Source organism: Streptomyces sp. NPDC046859 (assembly GCF_040645135.1).
Lineage (GTDB): Bacteria > Actinomycetota > Actinomycetes > Streptomycetales > Streptomycetaceae > Streptomyces.
The window spans coordinates 271,005-290,912 of sequence record NZ_JBEYXR010000007.1 but is presented as its reverse complement, the minus strand read 5'-3'; the positions used below and the strand labels follow the sequence as shown (position 1 = coordinate 290,912).

The 19,908-nt window shown below is 71.8% G+C and carries 17 protein-coding genes; 5 read left to right on the top strand and 12 right to left on the bottom strand.

Annotated features, from left to right (window positions below; genetic code table 11):
• The first annotated feature begins 35 nt into the window (after positions 1-35).
• On the top strand, positions 36-1,427 hold the full coding sequence (locus ABZ899_RS13625; RefSeq protein ID WP_361345085.1) for an AI-2E family transporter: 1,392 nt from the start codon (positions 36-38) through the stop codon (positions 1,425-1,427).
• A gap of 15 nt (positions 1,428-1,442) precedes the next feature.
• Here the strand turns inward: ABZ899_RS13625 and ABZ899_RS13620 are convergent, their stop codons facing one another.
• From ABZ899_RS13620 to ABZ899_RS13595, 6 genes are all read right to left on the bottom strand, one after another.
• Positions 1,443-1,982 (bottom strand): carboxymuconolactone decarboxylase family protein, encoded by a 540-nt coding sequence (locus tag ABZ899_RS13620; RefSeq protein ID WP_361345083.1) that lies wholly within the window; start codon positions 1,980-1,982, stop codon positions 1,443-1,445.
• A gap of 126 nt (positions 1,983-2,108) precedes the next feature.
• On the bottom strand, positions 2,109-4,445 hold the full coding sequence (locus tag ABZ899_RS13615) for an FtsX-like permease family protein (RefSeq protein WP_361345082.1): 2,337 nt from the start codon (positions 4,443-4,445) through the stop codon (positions 2,109-2,111).
• Positions 4,442-5,131 carry an ABC transporter ATP-binding protein gene (locus ABZ899_RS13610; protein WP_361345080.1) on the bottom strand — a complete coding sequence of 230 codons (690 nt, stop codon included), beginning with the start codon at positions 5,129-5,131 and terminating at the stop codon, positions 4,442-4,444. Before ABZ899_RS13610 ends, ABZ899_RS13615 begins: the two co-directional genes overlap by 4 nt.
• Positions 5,128-5,652: a PadR family transcriptional regulator gene (locus tag ABZ899_RS13605; protein ID WP_361345079.1), complete on the bottom strand. Its 525-nt coding sequence runs from the start codon at positions 5,650-5,652 to the stop codon at positions 5,128-5,130. Before ABZ899_RS13605 ends, ABZ899_RS13610 begins: the two co-directional genes overlap by 4 nt.
• A 105-nt stretch (positions 5,653-5,757) precedes the next feature.
• Positions 5,758-6,003 (bottom strand): hypothetical protein, encoded by a 246-nt coding sequence (locus ABZ899_RS13600; protein ID WP_361345077.1) that lies wholly within the window; start codon positions 6,001-6,003, stop codon positions 5,758-5,760.
• Positions 6,000-6,965, bottom strand: coding sequence for an SPFH domain-containing protein (locus ABZ899_RS13595; RefSeq protein WP_361345075.1), 966 nt, complete (start codon positions 6,963-6,965; stop codon positions 6,000-6,002). Before ABZ899_RS13595 ends, ABZ899_RS13600 begins: the two co-directional genes overlap by 4 nt.
• A gap of 232 nt (positions 6,966-7,197) precedes the next feature.
• Between ABZ899_RS13595 and ABZ899_RS13590 the strand changes: the two genes are divergently transcribed.
• Positions 7,198-9,600 carry a transglycosylase domain-containing protein gene (locus ABZ899_RS13590; RefSeq protein WP_361345073.1) on the top strand — a complete coding sequence of 801 codons (2,403 nt, stop codon included), beginning with the start codon at positions 7,198-7,200 and terminating at the stop codon, positions 9,598-9,600.
• 37 nt (positions 9,601-9,637) lie between these two features.
• Here the strand turns inward: ABZ899_RS13590 and ABZ899_RS13585 are convergent, their stop codons facing one another.
• The 4 genes from ABZ899_RS13585 to ABZ899_RS13570 form a co-directional block, all read right to left on the bottom strand.
• Positions 9,638-11,749 carry a SpoIIE family protein phosphatase gene (locus ABZ899_RS13585; protein ID WP_361345071.1) on the bottom strand — a complete coding sequence of 704 codons (2,112 nt, stop codon included), beginning with the start codon at positions 11,747-11,749 and terminating at the stop codon, positions 9,638-9,640.
• Between the two features lie 283 nt (positions 11,750-12,032).
• Positions 12,033-12,728, bottom strand: coding sequence for a DUF402 domain-containing protein (locus ABZ899_RS13580; RefSeq protein ID WP_361345069.1), 696 nt, complete (start codon positions 12,726-12,728; stop codon positions 12,033-12,035).
• Between the two features lie 71 nt (positions 12,729-12,799).
• Entirely contained in the window at positions 12,800-14,203 is a 1,404-nt protein-coding gene (locus ABZ899_RS13575) for a class II fumarate hydratase (protein WP_361345068.1), read from the bottom strand.
• Between the two features lie 76 nt (positions 14,204-14,279).
• Positions 14,280-15,971: a fumarate hydratase gene (locus tag ABZ899_RS13570; protein WP_361345066.1), complete on the bottom strand. Its 1,692-nt coding sequence runs from the start codon at positions 15,969-15,971 to the stop codon at positions 14,280-14,282.
• 168 nt (positions 15,972-16,139) lie between these two features.
• Between ABZ899_RS13570 and ABZ899_RS13565 the strand changes: the two genes are divergently transcribed.
• Positions 16,140-16,817 carry a DUF1707 domain-containing protein gene (locus ABZ899_RS13565; RefSeq protein WP_361345064.1) on the top strand — a complete coding sequence of 226 codons (678 nt, stop codon included), beginning with the start codon at positions 16,140-16,142 and terminating at the stop codon, positions 16,815-16,817.
• A gap of 163 nt (positions 16,818-16,980) precedes the next feature.
• Positions 16,981-17,358 carry a WhiB family transcriptional regulator gene (locus tag ABZ899_RS13560; protein WP_079033618.1) on the top strand — a complete coding sequence of 126 codons (378 nt, stop codon included), beginning with the start codon at positions 16,981-16,983 and terminating at the stop codon, positions 17,356-17,358.
• Between the two features lie 69 nt (positions 17,359-17,427).
• Here ABZ899_RS13560 and glpX read toward each other — a convergent pair whose 3' ends face one another.
• On the bottom strand, positions 17,428-18,465 hold the full coding sequence (gene glpX, locus ABZ899_RS13555; RefSeq protein WP_361345062.1) for a class II fructose-bisphosphatase: 1,038 nt from the start codon (positions 18,463-18,465) through the stop codon (positions 17,428-17,430).
• Positions 18,466-18,591: 126 nt separating this feature from the next.
• On the opposite strand from glpX, the gene ABZ899_RS13550 reads away from it, so the two are divergent.
• The gene (locus tag ABZ899_RS13550) at positions 18,592-19,113 is read left to right on the top strand and encodes a DUF4245 domain-containing protein (protein WP_361345060.1); all 522 of its coding nucleotides are present in this window, start codon (positions 18,592-18,594) and stop codon (positions 19,111-19,113) included.
• An 86-nt stretch (positions 19,114-19,199) separates the two neighbouring features.
• On the opposite strand, the gene ABZ899_RS13545 is transcribed toward ABZ899_RS13550, so the two are convergent.
• Entirely contained in the window at positions 19,200-19,790 is a 591-nt protein-coding gene (locus ABZ899_RS13545; RefSeq protein ID WP_361345058.1) for a malonic semialdehyde reductase, read from the bottom strand.
• Positions 19,791-19,908: the final 118 nt, after the last annotated feature.

Here is a 19,908-nt window from a genome sequence, read left to right as displayed (position 1 = left end):
GAGTGGTGCACACGGACGGGGGAAGAGGACGGATCATGTCACGAGTGCCAGGGTGGCTCGGCCGGCTCGGTGCCGGACTGACCGAAATGAGCGAGCGGTTGAACGAACGCCGTGCCGCGGCGGAGCGGGAGAGCGACGACCTCGCGTCCGAACGGCCGTCCGCCCGGCCCGCGGTCGGTGACGCCCCGGCGTCCCCGGGCACGGCACGGCGGCGCTCCGAGCAGTCGCCCGGGGCCCTCGTCCCGCGCCCCGACCCCGCCCAGGCCGTGCCGTGGGGCATGCGGGTCGCCGCGGAGGCGGGCTGGCGGCTGCTGATCCTCGCCGGGACCGTCTGGGTGCTGATGCGTGTCATCAGCGCCGTCCAGCTCGTCGTGCTGGCCTTCGTCATCGCCCTGCTCCTGACGGCTCTGATGCAGCCCTCGGTGGCCTGGCTGACCCGGCGCGGGGTCCCGCGCGGACTGGCCACCGCCCTCACCGCGATCCTCGGGTTCGTCGTCATCGGGCTGATGGGCTGGTTCGTGACCTGGCAGGTCATGGAGAACATCGACGACCTGTCCGACCAGATCCAGGACGGCATCGACGAACTGCGCAACTGGCTGCTGAACAGCCCGTTCCACGTCACCGACAAGCAGATCAACGAGATCGCGGAGAACCTGCGGGACGCGGTCGGCGCCAACACCGACGAGATCACCTCGGCCGGCCTCGAAGGCGTGACCGTCATCGTGGAGGCCCTCACCGGCATCCTGCTCTCGGTCTTCTCGACGCTGTTCCTGCTCTACGACGGCAAGCGGATCTGGCAGTGGACCCTCAAGCTGGTCCCGGCCGCCGCCCGGCCCGGTGTCGCGGGCGCCGGACCGCGGGCCTGGGCGACGCTCACGGCGTATGTGCGCGGCACGGTCGTGGTCGCCCTCATCGACGCCGTGTTCATCGGCATCGGCATCTACTTCCTGGACGTGCCGATGGCCGTCCCGCTGGCCGTATTCATCTTCCTGTTCTCCTTCATCCCGCTGGTCGGCGCGGTGGCGTCGGGCGCGCTCGCGGTGGTCGTGGCCCTGGTCACCCAGGGCGTGTTCACCGCCGTGATGACCCTCGTCGTGGTGCTCGCGGTCCAGCAGATCGAGGGCCACATCCTCCAGCCGTTCATCCTCGGCCGCGCGGTCCGCGTGCATCCGCTGGCGGTCGTGCTGGCGGTGGCGGCCGGCGGCATGGTGGCCGGGATCGGCGGCGCCGTGGTGGCCGTACCGCTGGTGGCGGTGACGAACACCATCGTGGGCTATCTGCGGCGCTACTCGGAGGAGATGGACCTGGCGGGCGGTCAGGCCCCGCCGGCACCGGCCGTCCCCGAGCCCGCGGGCGAGCCCGTCGAGGCCGTGGACGATCGCGCCGCGGGTCCGGCGGCCGACGGGGAGCCGGCACCTCAGGGGTGAGCGGAAGGCCGGCGTCTACTCGATGCCGGCCAGCACGTCCTCGGCGTCCAGCGTGACGCCGACGGCCTGGACCACCGACGCGATCCTGAAGGCGTCCTGGACCGTCACCCGGTCCACGCCCGCCTTGCGCAGCACCCGCTCGTGCGCGTCGAGGCACAGACCGCAGGCGTTGATCGCGGACACGGCGAGCGACCACAGCTCGAAGTCGACCCTGGCCACCCCCGGGTCACCGAGGACGTTCATCCGCAGGCCCGTGCGCAGGGTGCCGTACCCGGGGTCGGACAGCAGATGCCGGGTGCGGTGGAAGACGTTGTTCACCGCCATCACGGCGGCGGCGGACTTCGCCGCCGTATACGCCTCGGGCGACAGCTTCGCCCTCGCCTCCGGCGCCAGCTCGCGCAGTACGACGGGGGAGCGGGAGGCGATCGCGGTGGCCAGCACCGTGCCCCACAGCTGCTGCGCGGTGAGGCCGGTACGGCCGAGGACGGCGTCGAGGTTGCGCCTCAGGTCGTCGGCGTAGCCCGGCAGACGGGACTTCAGGGAGTCCATGGACATGGCTCTCACTCCTGGGGGGACGGCGTACCCCACCGATCCTGGCACGGGCGGCGGCCGTACGGGTCACCGCGCCCGTACGGCCGCACCGCGCGAGGCGGTGCGGCCGCGGGCCGGGCGGGTGGGGCGTCACTCCGTGCGCAGGCCGTCCGGGCGCATCAGCCGCATCAGCGGCGGCAGGCTGAGCAGGGTCACCACGACGATCACGGCCGCGCCGACGCCCGTCATCGACAGCATGCTCGCCCAGTCCACCACGACCGGCGTGTCCGTCATCTTCAGCAGGACCGCGCCCAGCGTCACGCCCACCACCGCGGACAGCAGCAGCCCGAGGGCGATCGGGATGGCCGTCTGCCACAGCACCGACAGGCTCAGCGTCCGCCGCCGGGTGCCGAAGGCGACCAGCGCCGACAGCAGCTTCCTGCGGTCCCGCAGCTGCTCCAGCTGGGAGACCAGCAGGCTCGCCCCGATCAGCGTCAGGACGCAGACGGCGCCGGCGAACAGACCGGTGCGGATCGTGGCGTAGCGCTTGGACGTCTCGGTGGCGTACCAGTTCATCGGGTACGACAGCGGGTCGGCGGCCACCGCCGCGTTCCGCACGAGGTCGTGCACGTTCGCCACGGTGTCGTCGAGCTGGAGGTACACCTGGCCGCGCAGTGCCGGCGCGGCCGACGGGTCCAGTGCCTTGGGCGTGAGGAGGAAGCCGCCGCGCTCGCCGCCCGTCAGGTCCTCGCGCGAGTGGGCCGGCCGCATCCCCTCCGGGATCTTCCAGGCGATCTCCTGGCGCCGCGGACTGCCCTCGTACGACGGGTCGAGGTACATCGTCCGGCCCGGCTGCTTCGCCACCTTCGGGGTGTCCTGGTCCCACTCGGAGTCGGCGACGTAGAAGGCGTCACCGTCCCGGCAGGAGGGCAGGACGGCCACCTGGCGCAGCGAGGCGCAGTCGCCGACGCTGAGCTCGGCACCGATGTCCGGCTCGCTGCGCCTGTCGCCCATGTATCCCTGGGCGTAGGCGAAGACCTCCTTGACGCCCCGGGTGTCGCGGAACCGCTCCACGGCCGGGCCGAGTTCGCCGTGCCGGGACAGCGACACCTGCATCTGGGCCCGGGCGACGTCTTTGTCGCTGTCCTTCGTGTAGTCGCTCTCGACGCCGGCGAACAGCATCTGCAGCGCGATGGCGCCGGCCACCGCCACCGCGACGCCGTTGACCATGCGGGCCGCCGTGCCGCTGCTCAGCTGGAGCCTGCGGACGGCGAGCTGCCAGGCCACCCCGCCCGAGCCGAGCCGGGAGACGACCGCCTCGACGACCCAGGGCAGCAGGGTGGTGACGCCGATGAGCAGCAGCAGCACACCGCCGATCACCAGGTACGCGTTGAAGGTGCCGTTCTCGCGGCCCTGGCCGATCATCGGCCACAGCATCGCCAGACCGCCGAGCGGCATCAGCAGCCGCCACCACAGCCGGCGCCGCGAGGGCTTCACCGTGCGCACCACGCCGAGCGGCTCGATCACCACGCCGCGCATCGCGAACAGGGTGACGACCACGGCCGCCGCGGGCACCGCGACACCGACGAGCAGGGCCAGCGCGGGGGAGGGGTCCAGATAGCTCGGGAAGACGCTGATGCCGAACACCTCGACGGAGCCCGCGACCTGGCGGCCGACGAGGAAGAACACGGTGCCGAGGACCAGGCCCAGCACGGCGCCCGCGAGTGCCTCGCCGGCCGCGACCCGGCGGACCATGCGCCCGTCGGAGCCGACCAGCCGCAGCGCGGCCAGCCGCCGGTCGCGCCGCTCGCCGCCGAAGCGGACGGCCGCGGCGATGAACACGGCCACGGGCATCAGCAGCACCACGAAGACGACGATGACCAGCAGCACCAGGACGGGGTCGGTCTCCACCTCGGCGGGGCTGGTGTCCCCGAACCGGTCGATCCGGGCGACCCGGGCACCGTCGATCGCCTTCACGAGACCGTCGGCGCCGCGGAAGAAGGCGAGTTCCTGTGAGCCGATCAGCCCGCTCTCCCCGATGGTGCCGACGATCTTCTCGGGCAGCCGCTCGCGCAGCTGCGCGGCGTCGTCCGACTTCAGGAGCCGTTCGAGGGCGGGGGAGACCACCATCTCACCCACCGCGGGGAAGCTGTCCACGCCCGGCGGCAGCGGGGCCTTGGCGCCCTCGCGCTCCAGGGCGCGGCCGCGGATGTCCTTGTCCCGCCAGTCCGTGTCCACGTCCGCGATCAGCAGACTGTGGTCGTTCGCCTTCGTGTCCAGCCGGCTGTAGTCGACGTCGGCGCGGGCGCTCTCCCGCTCGTGCCGGACCGACTGCATGCTGGGGACGGCGGTGGTGAGCAGCAGCAGCGCCACACCGAGGCCGACGCCGACGGCCGTCAGCAGGGCACGGACCCAGCCCTCGCGGCCGCCGACGAAGGCGAACCGGACCCCCATGCCGAGGTCCCTGGCCCACTGACGCACGTTCATACGACGCGCTCCATGTCCCGGGACTTGCCGTCGCGTACGACGATCTCGCGGTCGGAGTAGGCGGCGACCCGCGCCTCGTGCGTGACCAGCACGACGGCGGCGTTGCTGTACCGCGCGGCGTCCGTCAGCAGCTCCATCACACGCTCGCCGTTGAGGGAGTCGAGCGCCCCGGTGGGCTCGTCGGCGAAGAGCACCCGCGGGCTGGTGACCAGCGCGCGGGCGACGGCGACGCGCTGCCCCTGACCGCCGGAGACCTCGCCGGGCCGCTTCTTGCGCAGGTCGTCGACCTCCAGGCGCTCCATCCAGGTGAGCGCGGTCCGCTCGGCCTCCTTCCGGGAGGTGCCGTTGAGCCGCAGCGGCAGGGCGACGTTCTCGACGCAGGTCAGCTCGGGGACGAGCTGGCCGAACTGGAAGACGAACCCGAACTCCGAGCGCCGCAGGGCGCTGCGCTGGGCGTCGTTCATGGTGGCCAGCTCGCGCCCGTTGTAGACGATGGACCCCGAGTCGGGCGGGACGATGCCGGCCAGGCAGTGCAGCAGCGTGGACTTTCCGGAGCCGGAGGGGCCCATGACGGCGACGACCTCGCCCGGGTGGATGGAGAAGTCCGCGCCGTCGAGGGCGACGGTCGGGCCGTAGGCCTTGCGCAGCTCGGAGGCCGCGAGCAGAGAGCCGGGGGGCGGAGTCACTTGACCACCACCTCCGCCAGCTTGTCGAGACGGGCGGCGGTCAGCTCCAGCCAGCGCAGGTCGGCCTCCAGGTGGAAGAGCGCGTGGTCGCAGATCAGCTGGTCGGCCAGGTCGCCCTTGCGCTTGCGGTCGGTGAGGATACGCATCATCCGCAGGTGCTCGGCGCGCTGGGTGTCGAGGATGTCGGCCGGGTCGCGCCGGGTCAGCAGGGCGAGGACGATCTTGGTGTAGAGGGTCGACTGGAGGTACGGCTCCGGCTTCTCCGGGGTCGCGAGCCACCGCTGGACGTCGGTGACCCCGGCGTCGGTGATCGCGTACCGCTTGCGCTCGGGCCCGCCTCCGGGCTCGATGCCGTCGACCTCGACGAGGCCGTTCTTCAGCAGACGGGACATCGTCGAATAGACCTGGCCGTAGTGCAGCGGCCGGTCGTGACCGAACTTCTCGTCGAAGGCACGCTTCAGGTCGTAGCCGTGACGGGGGCCCGACTCCAGGAGCCCTAGGAGGGTGTGACCGATGGACATGCCGAGGACACTACACGGGGTGTATACCCGGCATGTATACGCACGGTGTGCAGTTGTCGGCGGGGGGTGTGAACGCCCAGGTGGGGACCCATTGTCACGGTTCTGCTACGGCGCCTCGGGCGGCCGGGCGGGGGGCCGGCCCCGGCGCGGGATCGGCCGGGTCTCACCGGGCAGCCGGCCCGCCTCGGCCAGCGCGCGCCGCAGCAGGAACTCGATCTGCGCGTTGGCGGAACGCAGTTCGTCGCCCGCCCAGCGGGCGAGCGCCTCGTACACGGCCGGGTCGAGCCGCAGCAGCACCTGCTTGCGCTGCGGCCGACCCTGCGGGGCGGAGCCCCCGGCGGAAGCCGTCACTGGTAGAGCGTCCCGGTGTTGAGGACCGGCTGCGGAGCCCGGTCGCCGCACAGCACCACCATCAGGTTCGACACCATCGCCGCCTTGCGCTCCTCGTCCAGCTCCACGATGTCCCGCTCGGAGATCCGCGCGAGTGCCGCCTCGACCATGCCCACCGCGCCGTCGACGATCTGCCGGCGGGCCGCGACGACCGCGCCGGCCTGCTGGCGCTGCAGCATCGCGGAGGCGATCTCGGGAGCGTACGCGAGATGCGTGAAGCGCGACTCGATGATCTGCACACCGGCGGCCTCCACGCGCGCGTGCAGCTCCACGGCCAGCTTCTCGGTGATCTCCTCGGCGTTGCCGCGCAGCGAGAGGCCGGTCTCGTCGTGGGCGTCGTACGGGTACTCGATGGCGATGTGCCGCACGGCCGCCTCGGTCTGCGTCGAGACGAACTCCAGGAAGTCGTCCACCTCGAACGTGGCCTGCGCGGTGTCCTCGACCCGCCACACCACGACCGCGGCCAGCTCGATCGGGTTGCCGTAGGCGTCGTTGACCTTCAGGACGGCCGTCTCGTGGTTGCGCACCCGCGTCGAGATCTTCGTGCGCGAGGTGAACGGGTTCACCCAGCGCAGGCCGTCCTGCCGGATCGTCCCCCGGTAGCGGCCGAAGAGCTGGACCACCCGGGCCTCGCCCGGCGCGACCATGTTCAGCCCGGACATCGCGAGCAGTGCGGCGACCGCGACCAGGACGCCGGCGACGATCAGGGCCGCCCTGCCCCCGTTCCCGGTGACCGCCGTGGCACCGGCGATCAGCCCCGCGCCGACCAGCAGCCCGGCCAGGCCCAGCAGCAGGGCGAGCCCGCCGCCGATGCTGTGGGCGGCGACCTCGCGCACGCGCGGCGCGGGCATCTCCGGCACGTCGGCCGTGGCGGCCGTCGCCGTGTCGTTCCTGTCGTGCGGCATGGTGGTGCCCCCGTTCATGTAAATGCTCTCATCCACTTAGCTAAGTGATATCAGATTATCCCGCGCGAGCAACCCTGAAGCCCCCTGAGTCGTCGGTTCCGTTGGGGTGGGTGCTGATTGTCACGTCCGCAAAAGCCCGGATCGGCCGCCCTTTGTCACAACTTCCGGTGTTAGCTTTCGGAGCTGACCGGAAGCGGCGAACCCGTGTGTCAGGAGCGCACACCCAAGCGAAGCGGAGCGGAACGGAGCCATGGGACGAGCGGAAGAGAGACGAGCGCGGCAGCGTGGTGGCCGCCGCGCGGCGCCCCGGCGCTCCCCCGGAACGCCCCCGCACGCCGGGGACGACCCGTCGGTGACCGTCGTCGGCACCCCGTCCGACGCCGGCGGGGGCCGCGCCGCCGCCCGCCGCGCCGCCAAGGGCGCGGGCGGCAGGAACACGGGCGGCAAGGGCCGCATACGCCGGCTGTTCACCTGGAAGAAGATCCTCGGCACCTTCCTGGGGACCTGCCTGCTGGTCATCGGCGCCTTCTTCGCCCTCTACCTGTACGTCGACGTCCCCGGCGACAACGCCGCCGCCCAGGCCGCGCAGCGCCAGAGCAACGTCTACAAGTACAGCGACGGCAGCGTCCTCGCCCGCGCCGGCGACGTCAACCGCGAGATCGTGGACCTGTCCAAGGTCCCGAAGAAGGTCCAGTACACCTTTGTCGCCGCCGAGAACAAGAGCTTCTACAGCGACCACGGCATCGACCTGAAGGGCACCGCCCGCGGTCTGCTCAACACCGTGATGGGCAAGGGGGCGCAGGGCGGCTCGACCATCACCCAGCAGTACGTCAAGAACTACTACCTCAGCCAGGAGCAGACGGTCAGCCGCAAGCTCAGGGAGATGGTCATCTCCCTGAAGGTCGACCGCCAGATGACCAAGGACGACATCCTCGCCGGGTACATCAACACCAGCTACTACGGCCGCGGCGCCTACGGCATCCAGGCCGCCGCCCAGGCGTACTACCGCGTCGACGCCGACAAGCTGACCGTCCAGCAGGGCGCCTATCTCGCCGCCCTGCTCCAGGCGCCGAGCCAGTACGACTGGGCGACCGCGTCCGAGACCGGCAAGAAACTCGTCACCGACCGCTGGAACTACGTCCTGGACAACATGGTCGAGGAAGGCTGGCTCGACCGCGCCGAGCGCCAGGGGATGACCAGGCTGCCTGAGCCCAGGGAGCCCAAGCCCGCCGCCGGACGCGAGGGCCAGAAGGGCTACCTGATCGAACTCGCCAACCGTCAGCTGGAGGACCAGCTGATGCGGCAGCAGGGCCTCACCCGCTCCCAGGCCGAGGCGGCCGTCGTCGACCAGGGCTGGACCATCACCCTCAACGTCGACAAGAAGCGGCAGGCCGCCCTGGAGAGGGCCGTCAAGGCCGAACTCACCCGCAAGCTCGACCCGAAGAAGCGCAAGGTCGACGCCGACGTCCAGGCCGGCGCCGTCTCCGTCGACCCGAAGACGGGGAAGATCGTCGCCCTCTACGGCGGCGTGGACTACTTCAAGCACTACACGAGCAACGCCACCCGCGCCGACTACCAGCCCGCCTCCACGTTCAAGCCGGTGATCCTGGCGGCCGCCCTGGAGAAGGCGGCCCAGACCCAGGACGGCGATCCCATCACCGCCGACACCGTCTACGACGGCACCAGCAAGCGCCCCGTCGTGGACGGCGGGACCAAGGTCGGGTTCGCCCCGGAGAACGAGGACGACCAGGACTACGGCGACATCACCGTGCAGACGGCGATGAACAAGTCGGTCAACTCCGTCTTCGCGCAGCTGGGTGTCGACGTCGGCATGAAGGACGTCATGGAGGTGGCCGGCGCGCTCGGCATGGACACCGCCGACGCCCAGGCCGTCCCCGCCCAGACCCTGGGCACCATGGGCGCCAGCCCGCTCCAGATGGCTGGCGTGTACGCCACCCTCGACCACCACGGTGTGAAGGTCACCCCCGGCATCCTCAAGAAGGCCGAGCACAACACCCGCCAGGTCGACATCGCCGACCCCATCGGCGAACGCGTCCTGTCCCGCCGCGCCGCGGACACCGTCACCTCCGTCCTGACCGGAGTGGTCGACGACGGCACGGCCCGCGACGCCGTGGCGAACAACCCCAAGCGCAGCGGGCAGAGGGTCGCCGGCAAGACCGGCACCTCCGACGACAACAAGTCCGCCTGGTTCACCGGCTACACGCCCGACCTGGTCACCTCGGTCGGCCTGTTCGGCGAGGACGCCAAGACCCACAGCCAGACCAAGATGTACGGCGCCGGCGGCCTCCCGCGGGTCAACGGCGGCGGCTTCCCCGCGCGGATCTGGGCCTCGTACATGTTCGGCGTGACGCGGCCCGGCGCCCGCTTCAGCCTCGAGACCGACCAGGGCGCCGGTGTCCGGCCGACCTGGACGCCGACCCCGTCGCAGACGCCGACCACCGAGGAACCCTCCGACGAGCCCACCACCGAGGAACCGTCGGACGAGCCGACCACCCAGGAGCCGACCGACGAGCCCACCACCCAGGAGCCGACGGACGAGCCGACCACCCAGAAGCCCACGACCGACCCCACGGGCCGGCCCACGGGCGGCATCACCCTGGACCCCGTCAAGCCCGACGACGCGGCGGAGTAGACCCCGGCGGCGCCGCGTCCTCCCGGGGACGCGGCGCTCAGCCGCGGTTCAGCTCGAACCAGACCACCTTGCCGGTGCTCAGCCGGGTCGCACCCCAGCGTCGCGCCAGCCGGTTCACCAGGTACAGCCCGCGCCCGTCCTCGTCCGTGGCCCGCGCCTGCCGCAGCCTCGGCAGCTGCGGCACGTCGTCGCCGACCTCGCAGCGCAGCACATCCGTGCGCAGCAGCCGCAGCGTCACCGGACGGGAGGCGTAACGGACCGCGTTGGTCACGATCTCGCTGACCAGCAGCTCGACGGAGTCGGTCAGCTCCTCCAGCCCCCAGCCCGACAGCGCCCCCCGGACCAGCCGGCGGGCCTGCCCCGGCGCCGCGTCCTGCGGGTCCAGATGCCAGTACGCCACATCGCTCGGCGCGATCCCGTCGAACCGGGCGGCGAGCAGCGCGATGTCGTCGTCACGGTCACCGGGACCGAGCATGTCCAGCACGTCGTCGCACAGCGCCTCCAGCGGCGGCGGATGGTCCGCGCCGGTGAGCTGCGCCGTCGCGGCGAGCTTCTCCCGCAGCTGCTCTATCCCGGTCCACACGTCGCGCAGCCGCGACTCCACCAGACCGTCGGTGTACAGCAGCAGCGTCGCCCCGGCCGGCGCGTCCAGCTCCACCGCCTCGAAGTCGACACCGCCGACGCCGATCGGCGCGCCCGCCGGCACGCGCAGCACCTCCGCGTGTCCGCCGAGATGCAGCAGGACCGGCGGCGGATGGCCCGCGTTGGCGATCGTGATGCGGTGCGACACCGGGTCGTACACCGCGTACAGGCAGGTCGCCATACGGTCGGTGCCCAGCCGCTGCGCCTGCTCGTCCAGATGGTGCAGCACCTCCTGCGGCGGCAGATCGAGACCCGCGAGGGTCTGCGCCGTCGTCCGCAGCTGGCCCATGATCGCGGCCGAGGTCATGGAGTGCCCCATGACGTCGCCCACCACCAGCGCCACCCGGCTGCCCGGCAGCGGGATGGCGTCGTACCAGTCACCGCCCACCCGCGCGGTCTCCGCGGCCGGGAGATAGCGCGAGGCGAGCCGCACCCCCGTCGGCCGCGGCAGCGTCTCCGGCAGCATCGTGCGCTGCAGCTCGTCCGCGATGTACGCCTCACGGCCGTACAGCACCGCCTTGTCGATGCCCAGCGCGCTGTGCGTGGCCAGCTGGGCCGCGACCAGCAGATCGTCCGGTTCGAACGCGAGCCGCTCCGGCCGGCGCAGGAACACCGCCGCGCCGATCACCCGGCGCCGGCCCCGCAGCGGGGCCAGGATCGCGCGCTGCCCGTCCGGGATGATCGACTCGCTCTCCTCGCCGAGGAGTTCCGGCAGCGCGGCCCGCGCGGCGGGCGCGTCCGCGAACACCGGGCGCACCCCGCGCAGCACCTCGGCGAGCGCGCCCCCCGGACGCACCTCGCACAGCTCCGCCGTCACCGACGACAGCCCGGCCAGCTCGGCCGGCTCCACGGGCGGCGCCGGCGGCAGGAAGCCCTCGGTGTCCCGCTCCTCCGGGATGCGGTCCGTGCGGCGCAGCCGCAGCACCACCGGCCCCGTCGGCCGCTCGTCACCCACCGGCAGCGGGTCCCGCAGATACACGAGGATCGCGTCGGAGAACGTCGGCACGGTCGCCCGGCACAGCCCCATCACGATCTCGTCCAGGTCCAGACCACGGGCGATCCGCCGCGTGGCGGCTCCCACGAAACGCAGCCGGTCCCCGTCCCGCCGCATCGGCGTGGGGCGGCCCGGCTGCACCGGCTGGCCCGTGCGTCGCTCGGCGGACGCCGAGGGCTGCTCGGCGCCCGGCTGCGGAGGAATGGCCTCCGGTGCGGGCCGTGGCCGGTGCGCGTCGGGCTCGGCGACGGAGGGCTGCGCGTGCTCGGGACCGTTGCCGACGATGACTGGGGGCTCCTTGCTCGGGCCGGACGGTGCGGTGGTGCCCGGCGTGGAAGGGGTCTCTCCGGTGCGCGCCTGCGCGGGTAACGCGGCACCGCCACCGGAGGGGCGCGCCGATGCGGCGCGGGGCGCCGAGGCACGCGCGAGCGCCCCGCGGGGCTCCGCGGGGTCGACGCCCGCCTCGGGGCGCTCGAAGGAGGTCGGCTGCTCCGTCACGCCTTTCGAATCCATCCGTCCGGGGCTGCGCGCCACGCATGCAGTTCGTCCCGCCGAGACTCCGATACCCGGAATACATGCCCCAGGAACGGAAATCCCGGGTGACGACAGGCAGTTCCTGTGCCACCGGTGCGGTGCCGGCGCCGGTCCGTGCCGGCGTCGCCCTGGTAACGCTCGCTCACATCCTGCCGCCCCTCGGTGACGATCGGTCAAGCCCGGCGCTTCGTCCGTCAGTTGTCTCCACGCGCCCGTGCGGAGGACGATCCTACGTTTCTTGCAGGGGGGCGCATCAAGAGTCTCATGTCGACAGCCGCGCGGGCGTACGGTCCCAGTCCTCAGGCAAAGAAGGTACAGCCCAGGACGGATCGGGGCGCCAGTTCTGCCAGCCGTCGCAGAACGGCGGCCCCCACGCGCGGATCACCTCCACCGCCGCCTCCCCGGCCCGGCGCACCCGCTCGGCCAGCCGCTCGCCCACCAGTCCGTCCCGCCGGGCCTGCGCGAACTCGTCCTCGTCCCGCCAGTGCCAACTGCGGTCCGGGTGCACCGAGATGTCGAGGAAATGGTCCTCGGAGTCCACCCCGCCGGCCCAACGGGTCAGCGGCTCCTCCAGGTTCACGTACCAGTTCTTGAACCGCCAGCCCGGCTCCCAGAACAGCCACACCGACCACGGCTCACCGGGCCGGGCCAGCTTCAGCACCCCGGTCCCGAACCAGCGGCCGTGCTGGACGGCGCGCGGCTTGGTGTACCGGGTCCGCAGCGGCTCCTGGTGCACGGCCGTCCCGTCGGCCAGCACCGGCTTGACGCACTCCGTGCCCGGCGCGAGCCACACCGCCAGCAACCGCTCGTCGTCGCGTACGACGGTGACGGGACGCGCGATGTGGAAGCGCCGGCCCGCGTTCTCCCGGTACCGCCACAGGATGTGCGCCCCGGGGGCCCAGGAGCCCGTCGACCCGCCCGCTTGCACTTCCGTCGTCACCGACCCGCCGTCTGCCATGCAGAGATATTAGGTGCCCCAGGCATACGACGCTGCGAGACGGGTCACCGTTCACGCCTTCGTGATCGGCGTTACGGCCGTGTCATCCGCAGCACGTCCAGGGCCTCGTCCAGCTGCTCCAGGGTCAGGTCGCCGCGCTCCACGTAGCCGCCGTCCAGGACGACCTGGCGGATGGTGCGGCGCGTGGCGAGGGCCTTCTTGGCCACCTTGGCGGCCTCCTCGTACCCGATGTACTTGTTGAGCGGCGTGACGACCGACGGCGACGACTCCGCGTACTCCCGGGCCCGCTCGCGGTGCGCGACGATCCCGTCGACCGTGCGGTCGGCCAGCAGCCGGGAGACGTTCGCGAGGAGCCGCACCGACTCCAGGACGTTCTTCGCGATGACCGGCAGCATCACGTTGAGCTCGAAGTTGCCGGCCGCGCCCGCCGTCGCCACCGTCGCGTCGTTGCCGACGACCTGCGCGGCGACCATGAGCACGGCCTCCGGGATGACCGGGTTCACCTTGCCCGGCATGATCGACGACCCCGGCTGCAGATCGGGCAGGGAGATCTCGGCGAGCCCGGTGCGCGGCCCGGACGCCATCCAGCGCAGATCGTTGGCGATCTTCGTCAGCCCGACCGCGATGGTCCGCAGCTGCCCGCTGGTCTCCACGACGCCGTCCCGGGCGCCCTGCGCCTCGAAGTGGTCGCGCGCCTCGGTCAGCGGGAGCGAGGTCGCCCGGGCCACCTCCTCGATGACGGCGGCGGAGAAACCGGGCGGGGTGTTGATGCCGGTACCGACGGCCGTGCCGCCCAGCGGCAGCTCGGCGAGCCGGGGCAGCGAGGCCCGCAGCCGCTCGACGCCGTACCGCACCTGGGCCGCGTACCCGCCGAACTCCTGACCGAGCGTCACCGGCGTGGCGTCCATCAGATGGGTCCGCCCCGACTTCACGACGTCGCCGAACTCCCCGGCCTTGCGCTCCAGGGCCGCCGCGAGGTGCTCCAGCGCCGGGATCAGGTCCCGCGTGACGGCGGCGGTGGCCGCGATGTGGATGGAGGAGGGGAAGACGTCGTTGGACGACTGGGAGGCGTTGACGTGGTCGTTCGGGTGCACGTCCCGGCCGAGCCGCTCGGTCGCCAGGGTGGCGATGACCTCGTTGGTGTTCATGTTGGACGAGGTGCCGGACCCGGTCTGGAACACGTCGACGGGGAAGTGCTCGTCCCAACGGCCCTCGGCGACCTCCGCGGCCGCCTCCTGGATCGCCTCGGCGACGTCCTTGTCGAGCACCCCGAGCCGGGCGTTCACCTTCGCGGCGGCGCCCTTGATCCGGGCGAGCGCCTCGATGTGGGCGCGCTCGATGCGCTGCCCGGAGACGGGGAAGTTCTCCACGGCCCGCTGGGTCTGGGCCCGCCACTTGGCGTGCGCGGGCACCCGCACCTCGCCCATCGAGTCGTGCTCGGTGCGGTACTCGGTCCTGTCCTGCTCGTCGGTCATCGACGATCACCTCCACGTGTCACAGCGCCGGCACCCCGACCACTGTTCCCCGTGGAGGCGATTCGTCACGGACGGCTCAGGCGAGTCCGGGGCCGCGTACCGGAATGGAGGTGAAGGTGGGCGCGGGCGCGGGGTCCTGGAAGAAGTCGTTGCCCTTGTCGTCGACGACGACGAACGCCGGGAAGTCCTCGACCTCGATCTTCCAGACCGCCTCCATGCCGAGCTCCTCGTACTCGACGACCTCGACCTTCTTGATGCAGTCCTGGGCGAGACGGGCGGCGGGGCCGCCGATGGAGCCGAGGTAGAAGCCGCCGTGGGAGGCGCACGCGTCGGTGACCTGCTTGCTGCGGTTGCCCTTGGCGAGCATCACCTTGGAGCCGCCCGCGGCCTGGAACTGCTCGACGTAGGAGTCCATGCGGCCGGCCGTCGTCGGGCCGAAGGAGCCGGACGCGTAGCCCTCGGGGGTCTTCGCGGGACCGGCGTAGTACACCGGGTGGTCCTTGAGGTACTGCGGCATCTCCTCGCCCGCGTCCAGCCGCTCCTTGATCTTGGCGTGCGCGATGTCGCGGGCCACGACCAGCGGGCCGGAGAGGGACAGGCGGGTCTTGACCGGGTACTTCGTCAGCTCGGCCAGGATGGTGTCCATCGGCTGGTTCAGGTCGATCCTGACGACGTCCCCGGACTCGTCCAGGTGCTCGTCGGTGGTGTCCGGCAGGAAGCGCGCCGGGTCGGTCTCCAGCTGCTCGAGGAAGACGCCCTCGGCGGTGATCTTCGCGACGGCCTGGCGGTCGGCGGAGCAGGACACGGCGATGGCGACCGGGCAGGAGGCGCCGTGCCGGGGGAGGCGCACCACGCGCACGTCGTGGCAGAAGTACTTGCCGCCGAACTGCGCGCCGATGCCGATCTTCTGCGTCAGCTCGAAGACCTTCTCCTCCAGCTCCTTGTCGCGGAAGCCGTGGCCCAGCTCGGAGCCCTCGGCGGGGATCTCGTCCAGGTAGTGCGCGGAGGCGTACTTGGCGGTCTTCAGCGCGTACTCGGCGGAAGTGCCGCCGACGACGATGGCCAGGTGGTACGGCGGGCAGGCGGCCGTACCGAGGGAGCGGATCTTCTCCTCCAGGAACTTCATCATGGAGGCCTCGTTCAGGACGGCCTTGGTCTCCTGGTAGAGGAACGACTTGTTGGCCGAGCCGCCGCCCTTGGCCATGAAGAGGAACTTGTAGGCGCCGCCGTCGGTCGCGTACAGCTCGATCTGCGCCGGGAGGTTGGAGCCGGTGTTCTTCTCCTCCCACATGGTGAGCGGAGCCATCTGCGAGTAGCGCAGGTTGAGGTTCTGGTACGCGTCGTAGATGCCGCGCGAGAGGGCCGCCTCGTCGCCGCCCTCGGTCAGCACGTTCTGGCCGCGCTTGCCCATGACGATCGCGGTGCCGGTGTCCTGGCACATCGGGAGCACGCCCGCGGCCGCGATGTTCGCGTTCTTCAGCAGGTCCAGGGCGACGAACTTGTCGTTGCCCGACGCCTCGGGGTCGTCGATGATGCGGCGGAGCTGGGCGAGGTGGGCGGGGCGCAGGTAGTGCTGGATGTCGTGGATGGCCTCCTCGGCGAGCTTGCGCAGCGCCTCGGGCTCCACCTTGAGGAAGGTCCGCCCGTCGGCCTCGAAGGTGGAGACACCTTCGGAGGTCACCAGCCGGTACGGGGTGGTGTCCTCTCCCGTGGGGAGCAGATCGGTGTACGCGAACCCGGGGCTGGGTGGGGGGGTACTACTCGGCATCTCGCCCATTCCTCACTCGACAGACGGCGGCTGGCCTCCGTTGGCAGCGTCCACCAGCCTAGAACCTGCCTCCGACGGCGAGCCTGTGAGGTAAGGCTCAGTTCGGTGACCACCGGACGAACCGACCGAGGGGTATCGCGATCTATCGTGTTTCGGTACGCTGCTGCCGTGGACCTTCAGAAGCGCACCGCGCCCGCTCCCGCCGCCGAGCTCCGCGCCTCCGACGCCGACCGTGACCGCATCGCCGACATCCTGCGCGACGCCCTGGCCGAGGGGCGCCTGACCGCCGACGAGCACGCCGAGCGGGTCGAGGGCGTCCTCGCGGCCAGGACCGTCGGCGCGCTCGAGGTGTTCGTCCGGGACCTTCCGGCCGGGCAGCCGCGCCGCGCCGAACCGGCCGCCGCGCGCCCGGTGCCGGCCCCGGTCCCGGCCGAGGCCGACGACCACGTGGTCGCCGTGTTCAGCAGCGCCGTGCGCAAGGGGCGCTGGCGCGCCGGCCGCCGCATCCACGCGTACGCCGTGTTCGGCAGCGTGGAGATCGACCTCAGCGAGGCCCTCTTCCCGTACCAGCACGTCGTGATCCGGGCGTTCTCGGTCTTCGGCAGCGTCGAGGTGCGCGTCCCGGAGAACGTGTCGCTGCGCGGCACCGGCGGCGGGGTCCTCGGCTCCTTCGAGGTGGACCACCTCGACGCGGAGGACCCGGACGCGCCGGTCGTCCACGTCGACGGCTGGGCCGTGCTCGGCAGCATCGAGGGCCGGCCGCGGCGCGGAAGGCTGGTCGCGGACATCCTGGACCGGGTGCACCGCAAGGTCGACCGGAGTCTGCGCCGGCACCTGGAGCATTGACGGCCGTGAAGCGGACGGGCCGGTTCCCGCGGCCGCGGGCGCGCCGGGACGTCCGGGGCGGCCCGGGAACCAGCGGTTCGGAACTCCCCGCATAGGCGCGCGCACAGCGGGTAGACCTTGTCGCATCGTCGCTCGCTCGCGAAGCCGTCGTCAGGAGTAGACCGTGCTGCAACCGCCGCATTCGTCCCTGCAGGTAGCTGCCGTTCCGGCCCAGCGGGTACCAGCGCGCGACAGGGATCAGGACGCCCCGTGGCACACCGAAGCGGTGTGCCGGCGCGACGAGGCGGGCCTGTTCTTCGCCCCCTCCAAGGAGCCCACCGCGGCCCGCCTGTCCCGCGAGGAGGCGGCCAAGCGCGTCTGCGCCCGCTGTCCGGTCATGGTCGAGTGCCGCGAGCACGCACTGCTCCAGCCCGAGCCGTACGGCGTGTGGGGCGGACTCACCGCGGCCGAGCGCCGTGTGGTCCTCGCCCGGCGCCGCCGCCGCGAGATGGAGCTGAAGAAGACGGTGGGCGCCGCGAACCGCATAGCCCAGGCCGGCTGAGACACGACGCGAAAGGGCGCCCCCTCCGCACCGGGGGCGCCCTCGCCGCTCAGCGGGACCGCTGTGCCGTCACTTCGCCCTGTCGAAGTCGATGGCGCTGTAGGCCCGCAGCTTGCTCAGCCGGTGCTCGGACTCGATCCGCCGCACCGTCCCCGACTTCGACCGCATCACGATCGAGTCGGTCGTCGCCGTCTCCGACCGGTAGCGCACCCCTCGCAGGAGCTCTCCGTCGGTGATGCCGGTCGCGACGAAGAAGACGTTGTCCCCGGCGACCAGGTCGTCCGTCATCAGGACGCGGTCCAGGTCGTGCCCGGCGTCGATGGCCCGCTGCCGCTCCTCGTCGTCCTTGGGCCACAGCTTGCCCTGGATGGTGCCGCCGAGGCACTTCACGGCACAGGCCGAGATGATGCCCTCGGGGGTGCCGCCGATGCCGAGCAGCATGTCGACGCCGGTGCCCTCGCGCAGCGCGTAGATGGAGCCCGCGACGTCGCCGTCGGAGATCAGCTTGATGCGCGCGCCGGCGTCCCGGATCTCCTTGATGATCCCTTCGTGGCGGGGCCGGTCGAGGATGACGACGGTGACGTCCTCCGGGGTGGACCGCTTGGCCTTGGCGACCCGGCGGATGTTGACCTCGACGGGCGCGTCGATGTCGACGAAGTCGGCGGCCTCGGGGCCGGTGACGAGCTTGTCCATGTAGAAGACGGCCGACGGGTCGAACATCGAGCCCCGGTCGGCCGCGGCCAGCACCGAGATCGCGTTGGGCATGCCCTTGGCGGTGAGCGTGGTGCCGTCGATCGGGTCGACGGCGATGTCGCACTCCGGCCCGGTCCCGTCGCCGACCCGCTCCCCGTTGAAGAGCATGGGCGCCTCGTCCTTCTCGCCCTCACCGATGACGACGACGCCGTTCATCGAGACGGTGTGGACGAGGGTGCGCATGGCGCGCACCGCGGCGCCGTCGGCGCCGTTCTTCTCGCCGCGGCCGACCCAGCGACCCGCCGCCATCGCGGCCGCCTCGGTCACACGGACCAGTTCCAGGGCCAGGTTGCGGTCGGGGGCCTCGCTCGGTACTTCGAGTTCGGACGGCAGATGATGATGATTCTCGGTCATCGGAGCGCACCTTTCTGATACGACGACGGCCGGATGAGGGTGACGGACCTGACTCTATCCCCGGGCGGACAGAATGAGCAGGGGGCCCCACGGATGAGCAGAGCGGGCACCTGCGACGATAGGGGCGTGGCTGGTTCGAACGTTAAGCAGAAGTCGGTCCGCAACATGGTCCTCTCCCTCGCGGTGACTGTGCTCGCGGCGGGAGTCGTCTATCTCTTCGTGCCGCACGACGACGGCACGCCCGACCTCCCGCGGGTCGACTACCGCGTCGAGCTGCTCACGGCCCGCCGGGCCGCGTCCTACCCGGTGGCGGCGCCGCAGGGGCTGCCCGACAGCTGGAAGCCGACCTCCGTGCGGTTCCAGGCCGACGAGTTCGACGCCTGGCACCTCGGCTATCACACCCCGAACGGCGGCTATGTGCAGCTCCAGCAGTCGACGGACAAGCCGGCCGACTTCATCGAGCAGGCCAGTCAGGGCGCCCGCAGGACGGATGTCACCGAGCGGATCGGCGACCGCACCTGGACCCGCTACACCGGCGGCCGCTACGACGCCCTGGTGTCCCGGGAGGGCGGCGCGACGACCGTGGTGGCGGGGACCGGCTCGTTCGGCGAGCTGACGCAGATGGCGAAGGCCCTGCGCGCCGAGTGACCCCCTGAGCGCGCCGAAGGCCCCCGGCGAGGTGATGCCGGGGGCCTTCGTCATGGGCGGGCGGCCCGCGGTGGCCGCGCGCGGGGTCAGATCGTGGTGACGACCTCGTCGTACGCCAGGCGCGGGGAGCGCGGGTGCCAGGCGTCCGGGCCGGGACGGCCGATGTTGACGATCATCAGCGGGGTGTGGTCGTCGTCCAGGAACTCCTTGCGGACGCCCTCGAAGTCGAAGCCGGTCATCGGGCCGGCGGCCAGACCGGCGGCGCGGACGCCGACGATGAAGTAGGCGGCCTGGAGGGCGGCGTTCAGCGCGGCGCTGTTCTCGCGGACCACGCGGTCGCCGAAGACGGCGTCCTTGGCCTGCGGGAAGTGCGGGAAGAGGGCCGGCAGCTCCTCGTGGAACTCGTTGTCGGCGGAGAGGATCGCGACCAGCGGGGCGGTGGCGGTCTTCTGCCGGTTGCCCTCGGCCATGTGCGCGACCAGGCGCTCGCGGGCCTCGGCGGAGCGGACCAGCGTGACGCGCAGCGGGGACTGGTTCATGGAGGTCGGGCCGTACTTGACCAGGTCGTAGATCGCCTGGACCTGTTCGTCGGTCACCGGCTCGTCGGTGAAGGCGTTGGCGGTGCGGGCCTCGCGGAACAGCAGGTCCTGAGCGGTGGGGTCGAGGACGAGAGACATGCGGAACCTTCTCGGTGGTGCGTCGTGGAGCTACCGCACGGGGGCCGCGCGGCACGCGTAAGCGGACCGTGGACCGTTTACGCCGGCGACAGTACGCGAGAAAAGTTCAATGTTCAAC